Source organism: Vreelandella neptunia (assembly GCF_022489065.1).
Lineage (GTDB): Bacteria > Pseudomonadota > Gammaproteobacteria > Pseudomonadales > Halomonadaceae > Vreelandella > Vreelandella neptunia_A.
This window is the reverse complement of the sequence record NZ_JAKVTW010000002.1, coordinates 1-22266: the sequence shown is the minus strand read 5'-3', so window position 1 is coordinate 22266 and position 22266 is coordinate 1. Positions and strand designations below refer to the sequence as shown.

Below are 22266 nucleotides of genomic sequence, written 5' to 3'. Positions count from 1 at the left end.
GGGTTACGCGTCCACGGGCAAACGGGCTTCCGCTAAGAAGCGGCGTAAATTGTCATGTCCTAAGCAGGCGTAGGTTAGTGGGTGCGCCACTGCGGGGTCTTGTTCTGCTTCCACCACCACCCAGCCTGAATAGTCACTCTTCCTAAGCCCTTCGAATAAGGTGGTGTAATCGATATAACCGTCCCCCGGTACGGTGAACATGCCGTTCAGCACGCCGTCGAGAAAGCTGAGATCCCGATTACGCACATCCGCCAGCACTTCTTTGCGAATATCTTTGCAGTGCACATGGACAATTCGATCTGCATACTTTTTCTGTAATCCCACCGGGTCGCCACCCGCCGCCACGAGATGCCCAGTATCCAGCAGCAGCCCAACCGACGGGGCAGCTTCGGCCATCAGTCGGTCAATCTCGTCAGGCGTTTCAATCACTGTGCCGAGGTGGTAGTGGTAGGCAATTTGCACCCCCTGCTCCAAACAGTAATCAGCGACCTGATTGAGGCGTGGCATAAACGTCTTCCAGCCCTCTTCACTCATGCGCGGCGAGTGCGAGAGCGGCGTTTCCCGCTGGCCGTGCACGCAGTGGGTCACTTCGCAGAACACCATGACCGTGGCGCCCAGGGATTTGAGTAAATTGAGGTGAGGTTTGAGCGCCTCAATCTCTTCCTCGGCGCTGCGGGTAAGTAGTTCACTGCTGTACCACCCCGACACCAGCGAGAGTCCCTGTTTGTCCAAAATCGGCCCTAGCACGTCGGGATCTCGGGGGAACTTGTTGCCTATCTCGAAGCCTGCGAAGCCCGCCTGTTTACCCTCGGATAGGCAGGTTTCCAGCGGCGTATCACCGCCCAGCGCTGGCATATCGTCGTTGGTCCAGGTAAGCGGGTTAATACCGAGTCTTACGCTCATGGCGGTCTCCGTTACTGTTGTTATTTCAATTGAGTCGTTATTAAAAGTGAGACGTTATTCACAATAATTAAAAGCTTAAGCCTTAAAGATTCTGGAATTGCCGGGCTTTGTAGGCCTCATAACGTTCGCGGGCCGTTCGCACTTCAGAACGCTCGGAAACTTCAGGTACGGCGACATCCCACCAGGCACCACCATCTTGGGTATCGGTCAGTCCGTCGGTATCAATCGCAATCACGTAGCTTCGGTCTGCGGCCTTGGCGCGTTTGAGTGCTTGCTCTAACGCCTGAATATTACCGACTTGCTCGCTTTGTGCGCCCAGAGCCGCCGCATGAGCGGCAAAATCAGTTTTGGGAGCACCTTCCTCCACGGTTAAGCAGTCATCCAGCATGTTGTTAAAGCCGGGGCCGCCGCAGAACTGCTGCAAACGGTGAATACAGCCGTAACCGCGATTGTCGAGCACCACGGCGATAATCTTGTGACCCAGCATCACCGAAGTGGCAATTTCTGAGTTGAGCATCAGGTAGGAGCCATCCCCCACCATGACAAACACCTCGGAATCGGGCTTGGCCATCTTGACGCCAACACCTCCGGCTAACTCGTACCCCATGCAGGAGTAGCCGTACTCCATGTGATAGCCGCGATCAAAACGGGTACGCCAGAGTTTTTGTAGCTCGCCCGGCAAGCCGCCCGCGGCGCAAACCACAATGTCACGCTCACCAGCGGCTCGATTAACGGCGCCTACCACTTCCGCATCACAGGGTAAATGGGTACCGCGGTCAGCAGTTACCTTGTCGACGGTCTCATTCCAGTCAGCTCGCAGTGCTTCAGCTTGCTCAATCCACCCACCGTCCGGCTGCCAGCCATCAAGCGCGTCGGTTAGTTCTTCAAGAGTTAGCTTGGCATCACCGACCAGCGCCTGCCCCTTGTGCTTCACTGCATCAAAAGAAGCCACGTTGATGCTCAGCAATTTGGCATTTGGATTAATCATGGCGCGGGAACCGGAGGCGAAATCCCCCAGCCGGGTGCCAACGGCAATAATCAGATCCGCCTCGGCCGCCAAGGCGTTGGCAGCCGCGCCGCCGGTGACGCCAATCGTGCCTACGTTCTGGGTGTGATCCCATGGTAGTGCCCCTTTGCCCGCCTGGGTCTCGCCGACAGGTAGCTGGTAGCGGGAAACCCACGCATCAAGGGCGGGTAAAGCCCCTGAGTAGTGCACGCCGCCGCCCGCCACCACCAGCGGCTTTTTGGCCTGACGGATAAGCTGAACCGCACTTTCCAACTCATGGCGATCTGCTGACTGGCGACGCTGCCGGTGCACCTTCTCGGCAAAGAAGTGTTCGGGATAATCAAAGGCGAACGTCTGGATATCTTGTGGCAACGCCAGCGTGACCGGCCCACACTCGACCGGATCCGTTAGCACCCGCACCGCCTGGGGCAGCGAGGTGAGCAGTTGCTCGGGACGCGTAATGCGGTCAAAAAACCGACTGACCGGTTTGAAGCAATCATTAGAGGTCAGTGTGTGATCGTGGAAGTTTTCCACCTGCTGAAGGACAGGGTCAGGCATGCGCGTGGCAAACGTATCCCCAGGCAGGAATAGCACCGGCAGGCGGTTAACATGCGCTACTGCGGCAGCCGTCACCATGTTCGTCGCGCCTGGGCCCGCCGAGGCGGTGCAGGCCATTACCTGCTGACGATTGAGTGTTTTGGTATAAGCAATGGCGGCGTGGGCCATGCCCTGCTCATTGTGCGCGCGGTAGGTGGGCAGTTGCTCACGCGCCTGATACAGCGCCTCGCCTAGCCCGGCGACGTTGCCGTGACCAAAAATGGCCCAAACTCCCGGAAAGAGCGGTTTAATCTCGCCATCAATGTCTACTTTCTGGGCCAGCATATAGCGCACGACCGCTTGCGCCATGGTGAGTCGAATCGTGTTCATAGCCTTGTCACTCTTGTCATAAACTGGAATGCACTTGTCATAAAATGGACGCTAGGCTTCGCGCTGGCGCATCTGCCAGGCATCAACCAGGGTCATATAATTGGCCAGCACCGCTTCAATGAGCTGCTCATCGTCATAATCGCCACGTAGCCAGCGGCGGCTTGGCTCACCAAAGATGGTGCGACCAACGGCAAAGCCTTTACACACATCGACGCCGGCACTATCCATTAACCCTTTTTTAAGCTCATCCAACGGCGCATCCAAGCCCAGCATCACAACACCGCGGCAGTGAGGCGCACGGGCTTGGAGTAACCTGCCAATACGCTGCCAGCCGTCTGGCGACTGCGGCGGAAGTTTCCACCAATCGGGCTGCACGCCCAGATTGTAAAAACGCTGCATCGCATTGATGAACATATCGTCATCGGCAGCCAGGTCACGCGGCGGGATAATTTCCAGCAATAATTCATTGCCCGACTCGGCACAGGCGTGATAAAGCTCCATCACTTGCCTTTCCTGGGCTTGCCGCAGGGTCACTTGATCTTCCGGGTGGTAGAAAACAAGGCACTTGACGATATGTTCCTTCGGCCATTGCTGAAGGCGTGAGCCGATACTGCGCCCGCCTTCCAGTTCGATGGGCCGGGAGCTAGGCAGTTCCACCGGCCGGGCGATCCACCAGCCTCGCCCGGTGACATCGTTAAGCGCATCCTGGCCGTAGGTATCGTCAATCAATACCCCCACGCGACTACTACCCAATTGCTCACTACCACGCTCTGTCGCTTTTACAAGCAGCTGCTTCAGGTAGGGAATCCTGGCGACATCAGCCCCTTCTTCACGGGCCATATCAAAGAGCTGTTTGCGGTGATCAAACGCCATGATGCAGAGATCATCCCACTGCTGTGGGTTGCGCTGAGTGGTCACGCGGTGCAGGTAATTAAGCCGGGCATCCAGGTCTGGACGGGCGATGGACTCCGCTCTGGAGAGGTAATCGTCAAGCTCTTCAGCACTGGGAATCGCTGGCGCGCAGCCGTGACGGGAGACCACAAGAGCACCACAAGCGTTGGCATAAGCGCAGCTGCGTTTATGAGTTTCATTACGCAGCCAGCCTCGCAAGAAGCCGCTCATAAAGGCATCGCCAGCCCCCAATACATTCAGCACATCGACGCGCACCCCGGTATGCACCACGAAGTCTTCTTCACTACCGGGGATATCACCGTCAAGCACCGTACAGCCCTGAGCCCCCAGCTTGAGCACGATGGTGGCATCTGTGAGTTCGCGAATACGCTTCAGTGCGGTAAGGGTATCGGTGCTGTTGCCAGCGATATGCACTTCTTCCTCAGTGCCTACAACCAGATCAAGGTCAGGCAGAATCGTCTGTAAATGGCGGCTAACGCCTTCATCAGAAACGAACCGGGTTTCACCATCTCCCAGCGTAGTTAAACCCCACAGTACCGGGCGATAGTCGATATCCAGAATGACTTTGGTGCCAGCAGCTTTGGCGTATTCAATCGCTGTTTTACTGGTCTTGTAGGTTTGCTCTGTCGAGAAGTGCGTACCGGTAATCAGCAGCGCGTTGCTGGAGGCAATAAAGGCAGGATCGAAATCACCGCTATCAACGGCCATGTCGGCACAGTCATTCCGATAAAAGATCAGCGGAAACGTATCGCGGTCTTTAATGCCCAGTACCACCATCCCCGTCAGCCGCTCTTTATCGGTTACGACGTGGCTGGTGTCGACACCGGCTCTGGCCAACTCTTCGCGCACGAAGCGGCCCATGTGCTCGTCCCCCACGCGCGTCAGCATCGCCGTTTTAAGTCCCAGGCGAGCGGTGCCATAGGCGATATTGCCCGACGACCCCCCCAGGTACTTGGCAAAGCTGCTCATATCTTCCAAACGGCTACCCACTTGTTTGCCGTAGAGGTCAACGGCCGCTCGCCCGAGGCAGATTAGGTCAAGTGTTTTGTTATCTTTCATCGCATCACTTCCTACACGTAGCCAGTCCTTCACCCAGCGTTACTCACAAAGAGAAATCGTGTTGCTGTGGCTTTTCAGGAATGGGCGTTGTTGTTCGTTGGCGTTTTATTTAATATAGAATTTATATTCCAAAATATCAAGATATGAAACTATTGATCCAATACGTTTTGCATAGTGCTTTGGTTGAACATCACACCCAATACGCCAACGCATACAAAAACGGCTCCGTGCCAAGCACCGGAGCCGTCTAAAGGAGCCACTTGGTGGTTATCCGTAAAAAGCCGGCCGTTTGGGCATCTCGATAGGCTCAATAGCCCCGCTCTCCTGCGCCTTGACACACACATCGCCCGTAATAGCCGCCGCATAGCCGTCCCAGGATGAAGGACCGCCAAGGTTGCCAGCCGCCACGCCATCGATAAACGCTTGAAGCTCGACATCGAATGCCTCACCGAAACGTTTTTTCCAATCCATCAATATCTCGTTGGAACGCTGGCCGGATTGGCGGAATTGCAACGACTGAGGCTCTGGCAAGCGAGCGATGCCTTCCTCGCCGACGACCTCACACTGAATGTCATAGCCGTACTGACAGTTCACAAACACTTCAACATCAATACGCACGCCTTTCACTGTCTCAAGCAGCACGATCTGCGGGTCTTCCACTTTGCTGTGGGCATGGCGTGTCTTGCGTGGAAACAGTACCTGCGCGCTTTTGTAGTCGTCGTCCAACAGCCAGCGGAACGTGTCCAGCTCATGGATCAGCGTGTCGTGAATCGCCATGGGGGTAACGTAGCGCTCAGGCACTTCCGGGTTGCGGTGGGCCGCATGTACGATTAACGGCTCTCCCAGTCGATTGCCATCAATCGCCGCTTTCATCATCTGGTAGCCACTGTCGTAGCGACGCATAAAGCCAACCTGGACGAGCCGCTTGCCAGCCTGTATTTCGGCATCAATGATGTGGCGGCAGCCTTCGGCCGTGGTCGCCAGGGGCTTTTCGCAAAAGACGGGCTTGCCGGCCTTGATCGCCGCCAACACATATTCTTCATGGGTCGGGCCCCACGACGTCACCATCACCGCATCGACATTATCAGCGGCAATCAGTGATTGGCCGTCCTCAAACACCTGCGCATCAATGCCCAAGCGCTTGACCACATCGCGGGCCTGATCGAGGTTCACGTCAGTGACTGCCGCAATCACACCACCTGTCAGCTGCTCGGTAATACGACGAGCGTGTTCCTCACCGATCATTCCGGTGCCGATGATTCCAATATTAACGGACATAGTTGTTTTCCTTGTTATTTCCAGTACTTGTCGACGTAGCGCTGAATCTCGCCGCGCATAAACCGATTGGAGGCTTCCGCCCGCTCTTCCCAGCCAAAGACACAGCTGGAAAGCACGCCATCAAAACCTATTTCATGCAGCGTCTTGAAGAACACGTCCCAATCTATTTCCCCTTCCCCCATATCAAGGTGCTGATGGACACGGGCAGTGGAGCCGGGGGGATTAACGATATAGCGCAGTTCTGAAGAGGCTTTGTGGTTAAACGTATCGGCCACGCGGGCATGAACCAACTCACCTTTGGTGGCGCGAATGGTGGTCGCTAGGTCGTCACCGTAGAAAAAGCTGTGAGGGGCAATATAGGAGCTTTTAATGGCAGGCGAGTTAATGGTCTTGATGATCTCAGCCGCAGGCGCCATGGTTTCAACCCAATCCTCGGGGTGCGGCTCGATACTTAGCGTTAGCCCTTCACGCTCCAGAATGGGTACCAATACATCCATTGAGCGCCAAAAGGCGTTTTCACACGCTTCCGGCGTATGGATTCCTGCTCGGTCTGCCTGAGAACGCTCCACTGAACCACCGCGCCCAAACTCGGAAATCAGCAGCGGATTATCAAGCTCTACCGCCACTTCGATAATCCTTTTCCAGTTATCCATGGCCATTTCCCATTCGTCGCGATAGGGGCTGGACCATCGATACATCGGCTGCATAGTAGCAAGGCCAACATCATGCTCTTTCATGGCTTTTTTAAATGACCTGATAGCATCAGGATAAGCACGTGGCCGAGTCCACCACACCATGAAATCGGGGCGGGGCGACAGCTCGATGTAATCGTAACCGAGCTCTTTGGTTAGCCGACACGTTTCTGGCAGCGAAAGATGCCGATGCATATGCGGATCGAGAGCGATTTTCATCAAATTCTCCTTGTCTTTATTATTGCGCTTGCAGCGCGATAACAGGGTCAGCGCTAGCCCAGCTGATGCTGAATAAATGTCATACTGTCTCGGAGCGCTACAACTGGATCTTTCTGTTGATGTACCGATGCGGCAAAAGGCTCAAAAGAGACATACCCGTTGTAGCCACTACTTAACAAACGCTTAAGTTGCCCTACGTTATCGAGACGATCTTGAGTGCTTACTAGTAGGCGATGCTCATCTAACATGTCTTCAAAGGTGACATCGGGATCTTCAAGTCCAGAGATATGTACCAACCCAGTCATATCAGCAAAAACATCAGACTCACTGGCGCCTTGATGATGGAAAGTGTCGTGTACTAGTGAAAAACGCGATGACAGGTTAAGTGCCTCAATGGCCTCTATCGCTTCGCCTTTAGTCCGCAACGAGGAGATGGGGAATCCGAGGGGCTCAACAAACCCCTGTAAGTCATAACGACCCAATACTTTATCCAACGCCGTTAGCGCTTGCTCCAAGCCAGCCTTGCGCTCTTCGTCACTGGCTATGTTCTCGGCATCTACTAGCGGGCAGAGTACTAACCCTCGTCCGCCCGCTGCATGAACCCACTGAGCTAGCGTCTCTGCCTGATCCTCACGCTCTTCGTTCCAAACGTTGAAGGGGTAAAGCGCATTAATGCTCAAAACCTCAATGCCTAATTCTCGTGCTCGCTGACCAGCACTGCTTGCAGAATCAAGATCAACGATACTGTTGCCGCCCACGTCGTTGCGCAGTTCTACTGCACCTACGCCCATTTCAGCGGCGGCTTCGATTAGCTGCTGAGGTGTCCAGCGTGGGTTAACCATATGATTCAGCGCGAATTTAATAGAGTTTTGTGCCATGAAGGTCTCCAATAGTGGGCTTGGTTGTTTTTCTTAAATAGGACAAAAACGAGCTCAGCTGCTGGGGCTAGCCAAGCAATGATGTCCAACATTAAAACGAGGATAGAATATACATTCCATACAAGCAACGTACAGAATATTCGATTCTTTTGTTGTTTGGCATCAACTCAAGTCGTTAGTAATGAAATCAATAATTTATTGTTTTCATTACGCTAATCTTAGGTCGCACCTTCGACCAAAGCAGTACCGCTAAGCTCAAAAAATTCTCACACATGTACTTGTGATGATTTACTTGGTGCTAACGAAAAGCATATATAGAATTTATATTCCCATTTAACTACGCTATGGATCACATATACGATGACAACATTAAATGTGACCAGCAGGGCAACCCATATGAGCCAAGTGCCACAGAGTTTTACAACACTAGAAGAGCGGATCACCGCTAATTACCCCTCTCTGAGCCGCCGCTTGCAGCAGACAGCACGGTTTCTTTTGGATCATCCTCAAGAAGTTGCTTTCGCGACCGTCGCTCAGCTAGCCCAACAAGCTGGCGTTACGCCATCAACGCTAATTCGATTTTCTAATAGCTTTGGATTTTCAGGGTTCTCGGAGATGCAGCAGCTTTTCCGCGCCCGCCTGTTTGATGAATTACCCAATTACAACGAACGCATCCGTGCAGTACGCACTGCAACCGGTGAAACACCGGACAGCACTCAACTACTATGGGAATTTGCCAGTGCCAACCAAGAAGCTCTTCAACAGCTTCCTGATCGGATTATTCCAGATCACTTGGAGAGTGCGTTGGATATTTTTGAAAAGGCTAATGCCGTCCATGTAATGGGCGCACGCCGCAGCTTTGTGGTAGCTAGCTATATGACCTATGCCCTTCACCATATAGAGAAACCCGCCTTTCTTATGAATGGTCTTGGCGGTATGTACAGCGAGCAGGTAAAGGCAGTGGGTACTCATGATGCTCTACTAATTATCAGCTTCGCCCCTTACGCTCAGGAATCCCGTGATGTCGCTGAAGAGGCTCACCGAAGAGGCATCCCCTTGGTGGTTTTGACAGACTCAAGCCTCAGCCCATTAGTACGCTTGTCTGACGTAGCTCTGATAGTGCACGAAGCAGAAGTAAAGAGTTTTCGAGGACTAACTGCTTCGCTCTGCCTTACTCAGACACTTGCTATTTCGCTCGGCGTTCGTCAGGACAAAGCGCTGGATTTGAAAAAAAGCCTCAGCCAGCCTGACCAGCCTTAATCGCTGGCGTTGTGAATACCGAGCGCCACCTTTCTCCCGTTTTAAGAGTGTCTGATTTAAGATGCCGCCGGCCTATCAGTCACTCGCAACTCTCCCCTCCTTGGCATTTTTCACTACGACTACGCAGCGAAACATGAAGCGCTTTAGAACCCAGTCACTCTCCTTAGCAAAAACATAAGATTTTTTTAAGTAACTACTAATCAAAAGATGCCAAAAAAGGAAACAAATATTCCATTTATACCAAAGTATGGAATTAAAATTTTGCTTTTGCCGTGAATAGAATCTAAATTCCATACATAGGATATATGCACACTCATAGCCGTATCCGAGATGGTGATAACAACCACAACAATTACTCAGGAGAATACCTATGAAACGCCTTCTACTCGGCGCCGCTCTAGCCGCCACCTGTACATCTGCCATGGCACAGTCTATCGGCGTCTCCGTTGCCTGGTTTGACGACAATTTTCTAACCTCCATGCGCCAAGCTATGGAGGCAGAGGCACAAACCCAGGGTTACGATATCCAGTTTTTAGATGCTCAAGGTGATATTGGCCGACAGCTTAGCCAAGTACAAAGCCTTGCTGCCCAAGGAGTGGATGCCATCATAATTAACCCCGTGGATACAGCAGCAACATCACGCATGACAGGAGAGGCTGTATTGCAGGAAATCCCTTTAGTCTATGTAAATCGCGAACCTGAAGGTAACGACTTAAATAAGGACGGCGTGGTTTTTGTCGGTTCTGACCAGAAGGTCTCTGGTGAGATGCAAATGCGGGCGCTGGCCGAGAAACTCGGTGGTGAAGGTAACGTTGCCATCATGCTGGGCGAGCTTTCCTCAGGAGCGACACACCAACGCACCGAAGGGGTCAAGGAAATCGCTGCCGAGTATCCCGGCATCGAGATCGTCGCGGAACAACCCGCCGACTACCAGCGTACTAAGGCCATTGACCTGATGACCAACTGGGTGGTGGGGGGTCAAGAGATCAATGCCATCGCCGCTAACAACGATGAGATGGCTATCGGCGCTCTCAATGCCATGCGCCAGCTGGGAATTTCCCCCGACGACATTTTTGTCGGCGGCATTGATGCCACACGCGATGCTATTGAATCCATGCAAAACGGCGAAATGGCCGTGACGGTCTTCCAAGATCCTGTTGGTCAAGGCGGCGGAGCCGTGAAGGCGGCGATTGATCTGGCAGAAGGCAGGGAAGTCGAGAATATCACTTTAGTACCTTTTCAGTTGATTACTCCCGAGACTCTTGAAGAGTTTCTTGCCAATCAATGAGATAAGGCCCGCCAGTGGCGGGCCCGTCTTAGCGTCTCAGGAGGATATAGCATGGCAACAATGACTGCTGGAGCCCTAGCCCCTAACACTGCCGAGTTTATTCTCGAAGTCGCCGATGTTCGCAAAGCCTTCCCCGGTGTGGTGGCTCTCGATAACGTTCAACTGCGGGTCAGACCCGGCACGGTTCATGCCTTGATGGGCGAGAACGGTGCTGGAAAATCCACGCTGATGAAGATCATCGCTGGCGTCTATATCCCTGACCAGGGAGAGGTTCGTCTTAATGGCTTGCCGCTGGAGTTACATGGCCCGCTGGATGCCCTTCAAGCTGGTATCGCGATGATCCATCAGGAGCTCAACCTGATGCCCTTCATGAGTATCGCCGAGAATATCTGGATCCGTCGTGAACCGCTCAATGTCTTTGGCATGGTCGATCATGGACGAATGTTCAAGATGACCGAGGCGCTATTCGAACGGCTGGGTATCGACATGGATCCTGAAATGGAGGTTCGAAAGCTCACAGTAGCCGGTCGTCAGATGATTGAGATTGCTAAAGCTGTCTCCTTTGACTCCGAGGTGTTGATCATGGACGAGCCCACTTCATCACTGGCCGACAGGGAGGTGGAACATCTGTTCCGGATTATTAACGACCTGCGCGCCCAGGGCAAAGGAATCATCTACATCACACACAAGATGGATGAGGTGTTTGAGATAGCCGATGATATTTCGATTTTTCGTGATGGCCAGTTTATCCACTCCGCCGCGGCCAGCGACATAACATCTAGTGAAATTATTAAGCTGATGGTCGGTCGTGAAGTCACTCAAATGTTTCCCAAAGAAGAGGTGCCGATCGGCGATGTAGTGCTATCGGTGGAAAACCTTTGCTTGGACAGTGTATTCGAGAATATTAGCTTTGAGGTGCGTGCTGGCGAAATTCTCGGCTTCGCAGGCCTGGTGGGCTCGGGTCGTACCAATATAGCCGAAACGCTGTTTGGGGTAACACCTCCCACCTCGGGCAGCATTTCCATTGATGGCAAAAAAGAAATCATCAGCTCGCCCCATCAGGCCATGCTTCGCGGACTAGCGCTGCTTACTGAGGATCGCAAGGAAACCGGTTTATTCCTCGGCCTCTCGGTCATCGAAAACATGGAGCTGGCGGTGCTACGTGATGGCTACACCCGCGCCACGTTCGTTGAACAGAATCGCCTTGATCAAGAGTGTGATTCGATGAAAGAGCAATTGAACGTCAAGACCCCTTCCATGGAAGAGCGCATTGGTAACCTCTCGGGTGGCAACCAGCAGAAGGTGTTGATTGGTCGTTGGCTGATGACCAATCCGCGCATTCTGATCCTAGATGAACCTACCCGCGGCATCGACGTAGGCGCCAAGGCCGAAATTCATAAACTGATTACCAAACTCGTCAAACGAGGCGTCGCCGTGATCATGATCTCTTCTGAATTGCCCGAAGTGTTGGGCATGAGCGACCGCATCATGGTGATGCATGAAGGCAAAGTCACCGGTTTTCTTGACCGCAGCGAAGCCAACCAAGTCAACATCATGCAACTAGCATCCTCACCGGTGAAACCGACCGTTATTGAAGACTGATCAAGTCCACGAGCCACGAGTATCAATGAGGTAAATAACAATGAACAAGACAATGGAACCTACTGACCACCTGGAGGTGGTCAAGAAGCGTAAGAAGAAGATTCCTACCGAGGTAAGCATTTTCCTCGTTTTGGTCGGCATCGCGATACTTTTCGAGATCCTTGGCTGGATCGTGCGCGGCGACTCCTTCCTGATGAATCCCCAGCGTTTGTTGATCATGATTTTGCAGATGTCGATCATTGGCATCATCGCCATCGGCGTGACCCAGGTTATTATCACCGGGGGTATCGATCTGTCATCGGGGTCGGTACTTGCTCTTACGGCAATGGTCACTGCAAGTTTGGCGCAACAATCCGAGTACGCACGGGCCGTTTACCCAGCCCTGACTAACATGCCTTGGGTCATTCCTCTGGCCGCTGGGTTGATCGTAGGTGCCCTGGCGGGGTTAATCAATGGTGCCCTGATCGCTTTCGCCGTCATTCCCCCGTTTATTGCCACACTGGGCATGATGGTCAGTGCTCGTGGCGTGGCACGCGCTTATACCGATGGTCAGCCAGTCAGTATGTTAACTGATCAATTCACGTGGATCGGATCCGGCGCCAACCCGGTGATTATCTTCCTGGCGGTAGCCGTGCTCTTCCACATCGCACTGAAGTACACCCGCTACGGCAAATATACCTATGCCATTGGCGCCAACCCCCAGGCTGCTCGTGTCTCCGGTATCAATGTGCGTCGCCACCTCATCATGGTCTATGCCATTGCAGGTCTGCTAGCGGGTCTGGCCGGTGTAGTGGCGTCGGCTCGTGCGGGTACAGGCCAAGCAGGTATGGGCTTGATGTACGAGCTTGATGCCATTGCCGCAGCCGTTATCGGCGGCACCAGCCTAGCGGGTGGTGTCGGGCGTATTGCTGGCACCGTTATCGGCGCACTCATTTTAGGTGTGATGCTTAGTGGCTTCACCTTTTTAGGTGTCGACGCTTACTACCAGGACATCGTGAAAGGCGCCATTATCGTCGCTGCGGTAGTCGTGGATCAGTATCGTCAGCGCCGTCGTTTAAAAGCTGCCTAAAGCTGGGTAGCTATCTAGTCTTTATTTGAAATTGCATTTATTTGAAATTGGAGAAGCTATGACATCTCTACTGGTACGCCCTACCGACCCAGATGCCCAAGGCACTGTCATTGACATTACCCCTGAATCGGCTGGCTGGACGCACGTTGGCTTTCGGGTGCATAAACTCGCCAAGGGCCAGCGCCTGGAGGCCAGCAGCGATGGTCAGGAAGTCTGCCTGGTGCTGCTCACTGGTCGCGCCAATGTGAACTGCGGCGAGCACCGTTTTGAAGACATCGGCAAGCGCATGGATATCTTTGAGCAGATTCCCCCCTATGCGGTTTACTTGCCTGACCATGTTAGTTACTCGGTGGAAGCGACAACGGACTTAGAGCTAGCGGTGTGCGCCGCCCCTGGGCATGGTAATCACTCCCCAAGACTGATCGCTCCAGACAACGTCAAACAGAGCACTCGTGGCCAAGGCACTAATGTTCGCCATGTTCATGATATTTTGCCTGAAACTGAGCCCGCCGATAGTCTGCTGGTCGTGGAAGTGTTTACCCCTGCGGGTAACTGGTCGAGCTACCCGCCCCACAAACATGATGAGGATAACTTACCTAACGAGTCACTCCTTGAAGAGACCTACTACCACCGCATCAACCCTGAACAGGGGTTTGCCTTTCAGCGCGTCTATACCGACGACCGAACCCTTGATGAAACCATGGCGGTGGAGAACGGCTGCTGTGTGTTGGTTCCCAAGGGCTACCACCCTGTAGGGGCCTCTCATGGTTACTCGCTCTACTACTTAAATGTGATGGCAGGCCCTAATAGAGTGTGGAAATTCCACAACGATCCCGACCATGAATGGCTGATGCATGCTTAGTAGAAAGGCTATTCGCCCGCTAGTGTTTAACTAATGCTATGCGCTTCTGCCCCGCCGCTGCGGGGCTGTTTTAAACGATACTCACTATGCATTTTCTGGAAAGACACCTAGCTCTCGTCAGCTCATCAACTCAAACCGTTTCGGATAAGCCGATGAAGCGGTATACGCTTGTGGCTGACTCAAGGTTTCCTGGAGCCATTTTTCCACTGCGTCACAGACGTCATCGTTATCTTCTGGATGAACCAGGGATACATCACTGTCCATACGGCGAAGAAAAAAATCATCAGGAATCGTTAGTGCTTTACCGCCCCGCAGATACGCTACGATTTCACCCGTGATGCTAGGCAAAAAGGCAACATCACTTTGAAGATATTCCAACGCATCACGGAAGGTCTCTAATGGCTGTGGGAAGCGGTCACGTAGGTCAAACGCCCGATAGGCAAAAATGTTACACATCAAATTGTCAGGCATTTGCATACTCTCTTCCAGCAGGAACCGTCATTACAACGCTTACTATAGTGCGTTTCTTTCAGTAAACATAAATGTCATGTATAAACTCCCCACTCGATCCGGGTGATAAGGTCCAGCACCTGTTGAGCATCCTCTTTCATAACATCAATGGGGCGTTTCCAACCAAGCGCCATTGCCTCTTTATGTAACCAGTCATCCGCTGCGCTTCGGTCACCCCCAAACAAGTCAATCGCTGCACGCCAGACGATGAAGGCGGTGTCCTTTGCTGGTTCATCAGTGCATTGCATCATCCCATTCTCCTCTTGTGCATACAGCCCACTCAATTTTTTGTCGCTCGTTGAGTATTGCAAAAAGCAGCATAATATGAAAAACCTGATTGAACAGCTGGTGCTAACCTAGGCGTAAGATCAATTTGCTGCGCAATTTGTAAGCGAGCAAATCGGCTACACACAAAGTCTAATTCAGGAGGAGAGATCATTAGCGACTGCATTATTCCTGACGATTACCCCGAGCTACGCTTGATCTGTTGGCACCCGAGTGGCCTATGTCAGATGAGGACGCCTGGATGCTCTATAAGGGCAACTGGCGCTATGTGTACCAAGAGCACCTGAGCGAGGAAGAAAAGAGGCTCATCGAACGGCTCACGAAAAAATACGGCAACTGGTAGCTGTCACGCACATCGAAACCTCTTTTTACGTATATAAAAAGCCTTCAGAAATTTCTTTAGAGAAAATCAGCTTCATAGAGCGTGTCCCGGAGGTCATTCAACCCGACGTTCCATCATATTGCGAGACAGGAAGGCATCTCGTTAGCAACCGTTCATGAGTGGCGCAAAGGAGCCTCTGCCGAAGGTCGATGCTTATCGGTTGCTAACTAAAAGTCCTAGCAGGCATCGAAAAATCAGAGCTAATCGCTATAGCTCTAATCAAAACCGACGAGATACTGCTTGAGGGGTATTTACCAGAGCTTCTCCTATGGGTGAATATGGCCCAGACTCAAATGGCCGAGGCAATGGTATCAAAGCAGCCCTCTATGGCCAGCTTGGAGTAGGTTGGCTAAAATCTCAGATTAAGCTGCTAAATTGAAGCAATCGGAGACACAACCGGTTGGTTGTTGAGCTGTGTGATGGTGCCTACCACAGTTTTCACGCCTGAGAGAAACAAATAATGAGGCGTAACCTAACCATCCTAAATGAGCCTACATATGCCAACTTTCTCACCTAATACTATGGCTATTATCCTTCCGCTCAGCATTTTGTTCGCTGCTTTACTTTTGTTCGGAGCTGGTCTTGTCTGGGCTCGCTTTCGTGATCGACAAACGCAAATATGCCTACAGCACGAGCGACATGATCAAGCTATCTTGGATCAGATCGAACCGTGGGCAGGCTCACGAGCCGCCGCCTGGGCGTGGTATCAAACATATCCTATAGCGGCCCTAGGCGGGCAGGCAGCTGAGCAATTGGTTGCTCAGGGAAGAACTCACGATGTAATGGTCTACCTAGATCACATTCGTCAAGGTGGCTACGCCTAGCACGATTTACTATTCAATTGTCGACGCCTAAATGAATTTTATGCCGCAATAAAGGCGCTACTAAGTGTCTATGCATAACTTTGCGTGCATTGCAGGTTATAAAAATCAATCGCTTACCGGTATTTATGCCTGATTTATTTTGCATAGGTACTTAACAACCCCTGAGCCTATACAAAAGCACAAGCCTACTGTTGATTTAAAGTAGCTCGATGCTTACCACGAGCTCGCTCAAAAATTTAGTCGCCGAAACCTAAAGGCAAAACGGCCAACCTATTCACAAATAGAAACTCCACTATAGAAAGAAAAGCGATCAAAAACAGTGTTTTATTATCATTTTAACGGACTGACTAGATGTTAATTTTACATGTAGATGTATACAGCTTATGCGAAATATGGGTATTAACCGTAATGTGCAATTTTTGAAAACCGCCATTTCTATTAGTGAGAGATAGTATGTCGCAAGAACAAAAGAAAGCCCACTTTCAATACCCCAAAAACCTGATCATAAAAATGGTTTCTATTGAAGATGCCATAAAGCTACAATATAGTAACGGTATCGAGTGCACTCCAGAGAACTTGGCTAACACAGAAATTAAGGATTTCACCTATCACTTGGCAGACATTTTAACTAAACATCTTGAAAACATAAAGGCACCTATTGACATTTGCATTGAGAAAAAATTCTTTATTGATACCAGTGGAGATAACCCTAATAAATATATTGGAATGCTTTTTCTTGAAGACAATAAAGAACATGAAGCCCTGACAAGTAAGCTTGCGGCCATTGCTTATGAAATCACACACGCTGTCATTAACCAAAAAGATATTTTAAGCACATCTTATACTAAATACACGCCCCCAGAAGACAAGGAGTTTATACAAAAACAATCCGAAAACTTTATCAACAAAAAGAATGGCCAATCAATTAAGCATGCTTTTACAGTCTTACCTGAAATAGATCAGAAAAAACAATCTAATATAAGCCTCCTTGTTAATGGCCAGTTTTGCGCACCAACTATTAAAACCCCTGAAACTATGCTTATAGAGGGGCACGCCCTTCCTGCAGGATATAATGAACACGACAACACAGTGTCTCTTTACAGCATAGAGACAAACAATAAAATATCGAGCACACCTTTTACGCTAATATCTAACCATACAGAACACCTGATGACGTTAGCCCGTGCAAAAGCGGATGGTAAAACATTATATTACACGGGTAAGAGCTCGGAGAAATCCAAAGGAGCCAAAAAACAAAAAGAATATTCTCTATCAACGCTTATAATACTGAGCGACGATGACTCATACGAAAATTTTCACCTACAAGCTACTTAAAACCCAGCATTACTAAACTTGCATTATATACATATAGACGGCAGTCACTATATAAGCGACTGCCAATTCATAACGATTCCTTACAACTCCATTCTCATTTTTAGTTAACAGCAACCCAGCATACTGCTGGTATTTCATTTCTCTGCTATCTTGCACGACTTCGAACATATCTAATTGGATATCACTTTCACCTGGCTCTCTTAGCCCATATTTTACCAATAATTGCTCTAATTCATTATCGCTTTTTTTACCAACAACAATGTAATTAGAGGATGCAACATTAAATACCTTGATGGTGAGTGCTACAGTTTCTACATGTCTTGGTTTACTCATCAAAAGGTGGCGGTTTCGCCCTACCTGACAGGCTATCTCCCCGACATCTAATGCGGTTGTAGCAGAGAGCTTTTGGATATCAATTTCTTTTGCTTGCTCAATAAGTCGATCCCATGCTGTATCGCTGATACTGCGCAACAGGCCCAATGGGTACTCACGTGACGTCACCCATAACTCCTTACCTCGAATTTTAAAGCGCATATTGTTTTCCGCCACGTCAATGATGTCAGCAAGAATAGTGGCATGCTCTGGTGATAGTCCTAACGCTTCGCTCGCGCGTCGCACATTTTGTCGCAACGCACCTAACCGCAGGGCTTTCATCAATAAATGTGGCGTTGGCTCACTATACAAAACGTTGTTTTGAGGCTGAGATGATGTAGGCGTGTAGCGTTTAAAATCCTCAATTTTAATTGCTTCTTGCAGGATGCTGCCGTTTACCCCTTTGACTGGAGTCAGCGTATCTGCCCATTCCAGGACTAAGTGATTGTAGTTCAGCAACCCGGTTACGGGCTGACGATGCCCCAACAATCGAGCTAATGCCATCGTAATCCGACGCGAACAGTTATTGCGCTGTCCCAGTACGATCGGACGAATTTTCTCGCTATCTATACGCTGCGTTAATGCCGTGGCCACCGGCGTGTTTAGCTGCAATAACGCTGCAGCGGTTATATTATAAAACGCATGCCGTGCGTGATGAAGTGAAAGCGTTTGACTGCCACTGACATAGCGTAAAACATCTATCTCCGTAGCGCTGGTTGCGGATGTACTAAGAAACAACACCTTTTTCCCATGGCGGTTTTCACCGAGAAGCGGTGCTGAAGGATCGCCTTTAAAGATTGCGTCGTGGCGGTCATGCACTGCTTTGATAATTCGTTTTTCCGCGGCTTCCAGTGAAAACAAAAGCGGTACTGCTCGGCGAGACGCATCACTTTTCAACGTTCGGTAACGGTTATTTCGAAGCAGTACCCAACAGTAGCCATGCGCCTCACACCAGTCCCGTCGTAGTAATCCGCTGGCTTCATTCAGCCGTAAACCAAAACGATAAGCACATAACAGCACAAATTGGAGTAAAAGTGCGGTATCGGGATCTCGCTGTGACGACGCAATTCGCTTAAGCGCATCACCGTATTCTCGTTCTGACAATATTTCAGCCCGCACGTGTCGCCCTTGCTCTGCAATCGGCAACTCGTCCCAATCCGGTTCTTCAACCCCCAGGGCTGCGGCTACTCGATGAAAAGAACGAAGACGGTGACCAAAATAGCCCATATCAGTTAATTGCGTTTCTTGATAATCGATGAGTCCTGCGTAAAAAGCGGTGACCTCTTCCCGGCTTAGCGCCATCAGATCGACATCATACGCAAGCTCTTCAAACAGCTTACGGAGCGCCCCCCAATAGCGGTGAATACTACTGCCCTCAAAAGGATTAAAGCGTCTTCCTACCTTGCCTTTGCCTAACCGTATAACCGTCGAAATCCAGACGACCAGCAACATAAGAGCACTGCTCACCTCACCATTGCGCTGTATTATCAGTCGTTCAAGCGATTTGGCCGTGATTTTCGCTTGTGGCTTGGTATAGCCTTCTAAAATTTGTTTCACTTCCTTAAAGATAAGCGAGGCTTGTTGCTGCAGTTCATGTTTATCACCACTGGTCCGTAACAGTGTCGGCATCACGGAGGAAACCGCCCCAGCTTCGGTAACCTCTTGTGGCTCAGGAAAAACCAGCGATTTACCTTGCACCATACGAATATGAGCTTGCATTGGGAGGCTTGTGGCCACTATTCGACCTGCTAGCGCACTGGCAACCACACCGGGCAGCGCCAGCAAATTGGCTTGGTTGACGACGTCGGCTGCATGATTAATGACACATTGGAGCGTCATTGGCTCCTGGCTATTCAAGCAGCGCGTAAAGGCAGTTGGTAGTGGTGGTGCCTTTGGGGGAGTCGCCCAAAAGTCGTCCAGCGCTCTTTTGGTTTTTAGACTTTGTCCAAATGCTAATAGCGACGCAACATGATAGGACACTGCATGGCGCTGTACGGGAGTTTGCCAGTTTGTGGCATCCAACTGCTCGCTATACTCAAGGTAATAAGTTTTACGATGATATAAGAGCCGATAGTTGTCTCCCAAACACACATCATTCAGCATGCGAACATAGCTAATTCGCTTTTCAATACATAAAAGCAGCGCACCGAGAGCCAGCGCTTGGCGTTTTGAACAGTGGATTCGGTTAGCGTAAGGGCGAATACTCTTAGCCCAGTTTTCTAGCTGTGCCATTAAAGAAACTGACGCTGACACCCCTTCGTGGATCAGCGTTTTTTCCGGCAACATAGGAATGTAACGGCGTTGGAACGCATGACGATGCGGCGATTCGTGTCGTTCGAGCAAGCGTGCCAGCACACCAAAACGCAATGCCGCTGACGGATAAGGCACTTTCCCTTGTTGTAACAGCATTTTCCGGCCTAGCTGATTGATTTCTTCAGCCGTAAGGGCTGACATCTTGCGCCCTTTTAAATAGAGTTCAATGTCGTTTATCGCCCCTCTTATGGCGCTCCTTTTTGCCATGCGACGATTTTTTTCGCGTAAGCGGTGCCCAAACTCCCGTGGCCGTATTGTTGTATCTTGCGACGCTAGCACCGTGGTTTTTGGCAATAACGCTGGTGGAATCAACACGTCGAACGATAATCGGTCAAATAGCGCATTTACCTCCTTGCGATATGTCTTCCAATCCTCTAGCCAGCTTCGCGGCGAGGTATCGCCATAGGTTGCAACACTCTTTTCGGCATGCCCTAACCACCCATCCACCACTTCGTTATCGACGCCTAGTAGGGGCAACTGCTGAGCCAAACGGTGACGAAAAAGGTTAGATGGCAAAGGCCAATCAAATAGAGGCACACCCGGGAGATCCGACGCTGACATGGAGTGCCAGTTGAAAGACTCATCCAGTAAAAAGAAAAAGGGCTGCTTTGGATTCGCAGAACGCTCTAATAATGTGTGAATTCGTGTCGACAACGCAGGGTGTGTATTCGCCACTCTCTCGGCCAGATGTTGCAGGTGAACCAAGTGTGCGTCGACAAACGCGATGGCCTTGTCTGGTAATGGCACCATACGACCATTGCGCACCCCGCTTCCTTCGGCCTTATCATTTATGAAGACAGCAGGAAGGCCGTGATTAAAAAAACGAGTGCTCTCAAAGGGATCTTTAAGATAACGACTACCCGTCGCAGCATATAGCGCCATCACGCAGTAGCTCGTCCACTGATTATGAAGGCGTGTCAGGTCGTTGCCATCAAAAGCCTCTTTAAGCTGTCGGGTCGCATTCTCAATAGCACTATTAAGTTGAGCCTCAAGGGGTACCAATAAGCTACCCTGGTTCGTCACTGCAACCTTCTCAATACCCTGAGGTTTGTAAGGTAGCGCGAGCCCCTGCTCAATGGCAGAAATATCCCAACTGGCGTAGCTACAAGCACCGGGTAACGCGCTATTGGGATGGGCTGTTAGCATCCTTGCGAAATGATGATTACCCGAATCGTCAAAAACAGATTGGCCCCACATTTCCGCCAATTTAGCGCTGGTGACGCGTGGGCACTCGGTACTCATCTGTGCGTTAAACCACGCCTCAATTTTTTGCCCTGGCGATACGCATTGCCATACATCTGCCAGCGACTCAGGGGTTGGTATTTGCTGAGTAATACCCGTTAGGACCAGCACCACCTCTGGAATAAGCTCGACGCATTGGGTCTCATGAAAATCCGCCACATACGGCCTAGCAGCTTGGTCGGGATACCACGCATTACGTCGGCGCGGCGCTAACCGGGCTGCGCGTTGAAAATCTGGCGTGAGAGACCACTCTCCACCTACCTCGTCATCAACAGCAACTGCGAGAACCTGATTGAGCGAGCGCGAAAATCGAATCGCAAGCCAAACTAACGCACCGCCTAATCGCTCTAGCTGAACAGGACTTTTAAACTGCTGTAATACCCAATGTTCTATAACCAAGCGCTCAGGTGGTAACAGCTTAGTATAGCTCCAAGGCAGATAATGGGATGTTTCCGCTTGTTGTTGATAAAAACTTCGCCCCGTCAATACTTGCTGAGCCTGCGTATCCGTTGCATCGACAGGCAACAAATAGATCGCATCATCCTCATCGTCATCTACCGTGCTTGGTGCGCTCGGAAAAATCTCGGCGAGGTCATCTGAGACTTCGTCAACCGTTACCCACGTCGATCCAGGTGTGGTTGATGGAGGTAAAATGAAAGAAGTAACGGGCTGTTCTGACGCACCGCGCCTAGTGGGAAATGGTTTCCTTTCACCGTTGGCAATATCGATAACGGCATTGAGAAATGCCTTCTCGCTCTTTCCGGGTGGAATACTTTGCTTATACTGTTCCGCTGCCCAAGACAGTGCATCGGTAAAACGCTCAAACGTCAGCGTTTCGAGCGTCATGTAGCGTTGAGCTCGACGTAATATTCCGTCGACGAGTTGCCATTGCGCTTGATACCGATCTGCAATCAAAAACCGCGCAGCTGTACTGATGTTACGGTCGGCTAAACAGTTATCTGAACCAACCCGGTAAGCCGCCTGTGCAATCAACCAAAGACGTAAAGCGCGACGCCAAATGTTATCAGCCGGCTCTTCTGCGGCGGGC

General features: G+C 50.9%; 16 protein-coding genes. 7 read left to right on the top strand and 9 right to left on the bottom strand.

Translation table 11 applies throughout. From position 1 onward, the window contains the following. Positions 1-3: 3 nt before the first annotated feature. The 6 genes from iolE to MLE19_RS04245 form a co-directional block, all read right to left on the bottom strand. Positions 4-903: a myo-inosose-2 dehydratase gene (iolE, locus tag MLE19_RS04270; protein ID WP_240716844.1), complete on the bottom strand. Its 900-nt coding sequence runs from the start codon at positions 901-903 to the stop codon at positions 4-6. An 82-nt stretch (positions 904-985) separates the two neighbouring features. Next, the gene (gene iolD, locus MLE19_RS04265; protein ID WP_240716843.1) at positions 986-2836 is read right to left on the bottom strand and encodes a 3D-(3,5/4)-trihydroxycyclohexane-1,2-dione acylhydrolase (decyclizing); all 1851 of its coding nucleotides are present in this window, start codon (positions 2834-2836) and stop codon (positions 986-988) included. Between the two features lie 51 nt (positions 2837-2887). After that, complete coding sequence (locus tag MLE19_RS04260) at positions 2888-4807, bottom strand: bifunctional 5-dehydro-2-deoxygluconokinase/5-dehydro-2-deoxyphosphogluconate aldolase (RefSeq protein ID WP_240716842.1); 1920 nt, start codon at positions 4805-4807, stop codon at positions 2888-2890. Between the two features lie 267 nt (positions 4808-5074). Further along, positions 5075-6085: a Gfo/Idh/MocA family protein gene (locus MLE19_RS04255; protein WP_240716841.1), complete on the bottom strand. Its 1011-nt coding sequence runs from the start codon at positions 6083-6085 to the stop codon at positions 5075-5077. A gap of 14 nt (positions 6086-6099) precedes the next feature. After that, positions 6100-6996, bottom strand: coding sequence for a sugar phosphate isomerase/epimerase family protein (locus tag MLE19_RS04250; RefSeq protein WP_240716840.1), 897 nt, complete (start codon positions 6994-6996; stop codon positions 6100-6102). A 53-nt stretch (positions 6997-7049) separates the two neighbouring features. Further along, positions 7050-7874 carry a TIM barrel protein gene (locus tag MLE19_RS04245; RefSeq protein ID WP_240716839.1) on the bottom strand — a complete coding sequence of 275 codons (825 nt, stop codon included), beginning with the start codon at positions 7872-7874 and terminating at the stop codon, positions 7050-7052. Between the two features lie 396 nt (positions 7875-8270). Here MLE19_RS04245 and MLE19_RS04240 point away from each other — a divergent pair, with 396 nt between their 5' ends. From MLE19_RS04240 to iolB, 5 genes are all read left to right on the top strand, one after another. Next, a complete protein-coding gene (locus MLE19_RS04240) occupies positions 8271-9134 on the top strand; it encodes a MurR/RpiR family transcriptional regulator (RefSeq protein WP_240716838.1) in 864 nt (287 codons plus the stop codon). Positions 9135-9504: 370 nt separating this feature from the next. Continuing rightward, positions 9505-10422, top strand: a complete 918-nt coding sequence (locus MLE19_RS04235; protein WP_240716837.1) for a sugar ABC transporter substrate-binding protein — start codon at positions 9505-9507, stop codon at positions 10420-10422. A 51-nt stretch (positions 10423-10473) separates the two neighbouring features. Beyond that, positions 10474-12024: a sugar ABC transporter ATP-binding protein gene (locus tag MLE19_RS04230; protein WP_240716836.1), complete on the top strand. Its 1551-nt coding sequence runs from the start codon at positions 10474-10476 to the stop codon at positions 12022-12024. 40 nt (positions 12025-12064) lie between these two features. Beyond that, positions 12065-13093, top strand: coding sequence for an ABC transporter permease (locus tag MLE19_RS04225; RefSeq protein WP_340163099.1), 1029 nt, complete (start codon positions 12065-12067; stop codon positions 13091-13093). Positions 13094-13151: 58 nt separating this feature from the next. Continuing rightward, positions 13152-13955, top strand: a complete 804-nt coding sequence (gene iolB, locus MLE19_RS04220) for a 5-deoxy-glucuronate isomerase (RefSeq protein ID WP_240716835.1) — start codon at positions 13152-13154, stop codon at positions 13953-13955. 117 nt (positions 13956-14072) lie between these two features. On the opposite strand, the gene MLE19_RS04215 is transcribed toward iolB, so the two are convergent. Together MLE19_RS04215 and MLE19_RS04210 are read right to left on the bottom strand one after the other, a co-directional pair. Next, positions 14073-14426, bottom strand: coding sequence for a hypothetical protein (locus MLE19_RS04215; RefSeq protein WP_240716834.1), 354 nt, complete (start codon positions 14424-14426; stop codon positions 14073-14075). A gap of 74 nt (positions 14427-14500) precedes the next feature. After that, the gene (locus tag MLE19_RS04210) at positions 14501-14716 is read right to left on the bottom strand and encodes an MbcA/ParS/Xre antitoxin family protein (RefSeq protein ID WP_240716833.1); all 216 of its coding nucleotides are present in this window, start codon (positions 14714-14716) and stop codon (positions 14501-14503) included. A gap of 254 nt (positions 14717-14970) precedes the next feature. On the opposite strand from MLE19_RS04210, the gene MLE19_RS23000 reads away from it, so the two are divergent. Then, positions 14971-15093: a hypothetical protein gene (locus MLE19_RS23000; protein WP_276322328.1), complete on the top strand. Its 123-nt coding sequence runs from the start codon at positions 14971-14973 to the stop codon at positions 15091-15093. Positions 15094-16409: 1316 nt separating this feature from the next. Then, positions 16410-17291: a hypothetical protein gene (locus tag MLE19_RS04205; protein ID WP_240716832.1), complete on the top strand. Its 882-nt coding sequence runs from the start codon at positions 16410-16412 to the stop codon at positions 17289-17291. Between the two features lie 12 nt (positions 17292-17303). On the opposite strand, the gene MLE19_RS04200 is transcribed toward MLE19_RS04205, so the two are convergent. Continuing rightward, positions 17304-22064: a hypothetical protein gene (locus MLE19_RS04200; RefSeq protein ID WP_240716831.1), complete on the bottom strand. Its 4761-nt coding sequence runs from the start codon at positions 22062-22064 to the stop codon at positions 17304-17306. Positions 22065-22266 lie beyond the last annotated feature (202 nt).

Excerpts from the sequence above, each read along its gene's own strand:
- MLE19_RS04215 (WP_240716834.1), bottom strand. The coding sequence starts at position 14,426 with ATGCCTGACAATTTGATGTGTAACATTTTTGCCTATCGGGCGTTTGAC.
- MLE19_RS04230 (WP_240716836.1), top strand. The coding sequence starts at position 10,474 with ATGGCAACAATGACTGCTGGAGCCCTAGCCCCTAACACTGCCGAGTTT.
- MLE19_RS04210 (WP_240716833.1), bottom strand. The coding sequence starts at position 14,716 with ATGATGCAATGCACTGATGAACCAGCAAAGGACACCGCCTTCATCGTC.
- MLE19_RS04250 (WP_240716840.1), bottom strand. The coding sequence starts at position 6,996 with ATGAAAATCGCTCTCGATCCGCATATGCATCGGCATCTTTCGCTGCCA.
- MLE19_RS04205 (WP_240716832.1), top strand. The coding sequence starts at position 16,410 with ATGTCGCAAGAACAAAAGAAAGCCCACTTTCAATACCCCAAAAACCTG.
- MLE19_RS04260 (WP_240716842.1), bottom strand. The coding sequence starts at position 4,807 with ATGAAAGATAACAAAACACTTGACCTAATCTGCCTCGGGCGAGCGGCC.
- MLE19_RS23000 (WP_276322328.1), top strand. The coding sequence starts at position 14,971 with ATGTCAGATGAGGACGCCTGGATGCTCTATAAGGGCAACTGGCGCTAT.
- MLE19_RS04200 (WP_240716831.1), bottom strand. The coding sequence starts at position 22,064 with ATGACGCTCGAAACGCTGACGTTTGAGCGTTTTACCGATGCACTGTCT.
- iolB (WP_240716835.1), top strand. The coding sequence starts at position 13,152 with ATGACATCTCTACTGGTACGCCCTACCGACCCAGATGCCCAAGGCACT.
- MLE19_RS04235 (WP_240716837.1), top strand. The coding sequence starts at position 9,505 with ATGAAACGCCTTCTACTCGGCGCCGCTCTAGCCGCCACCTGTACATCT.
- MLE19_RS04255 (WP_240716841.1), bottom strand. The coding sequence starts at position 6,085 with ATGTCCGTTAATATTGGAATCATCGGCACCGGAATGATCGGTGAGGAA.
- MLE19_RS04225 (WP_340163099.1), top strand. The coding sequence starts at position 12,065 with ATGAACAAGACAATGGAACCTACTGACCACCTGGAGGTGGTCAAGAAG.
- iolE (WP_240716844.1), bottom strand. The coding sequence starts at position 903 with ATGAGCGTAAGACTCGGTATTAACCCGCTTACCTGGACCAACGACGAT.
- MLE19_RS04245 (WP_240716839.1), bottom strand. The coding sequence starts at position 7,874 with ATGGCACAAAACTCTATTAAATTCGCGCTGAATCATATGGTTAACCCA.
- MLE19_RS04240 (WP_240716838.1), top strand. The coding sequence starts at position 8,271 with ATGAGCCAAGTGCCACAGAGTTTTACAACACTAGAAGAGCGGATCACC.
- iolD (WP_240716843.1), bottom strand. The coding sequence starts at position 2,836 with ATGAACACGATTCGACTCACCATGGCGCAAGCGGTCGTGCGCTATATG.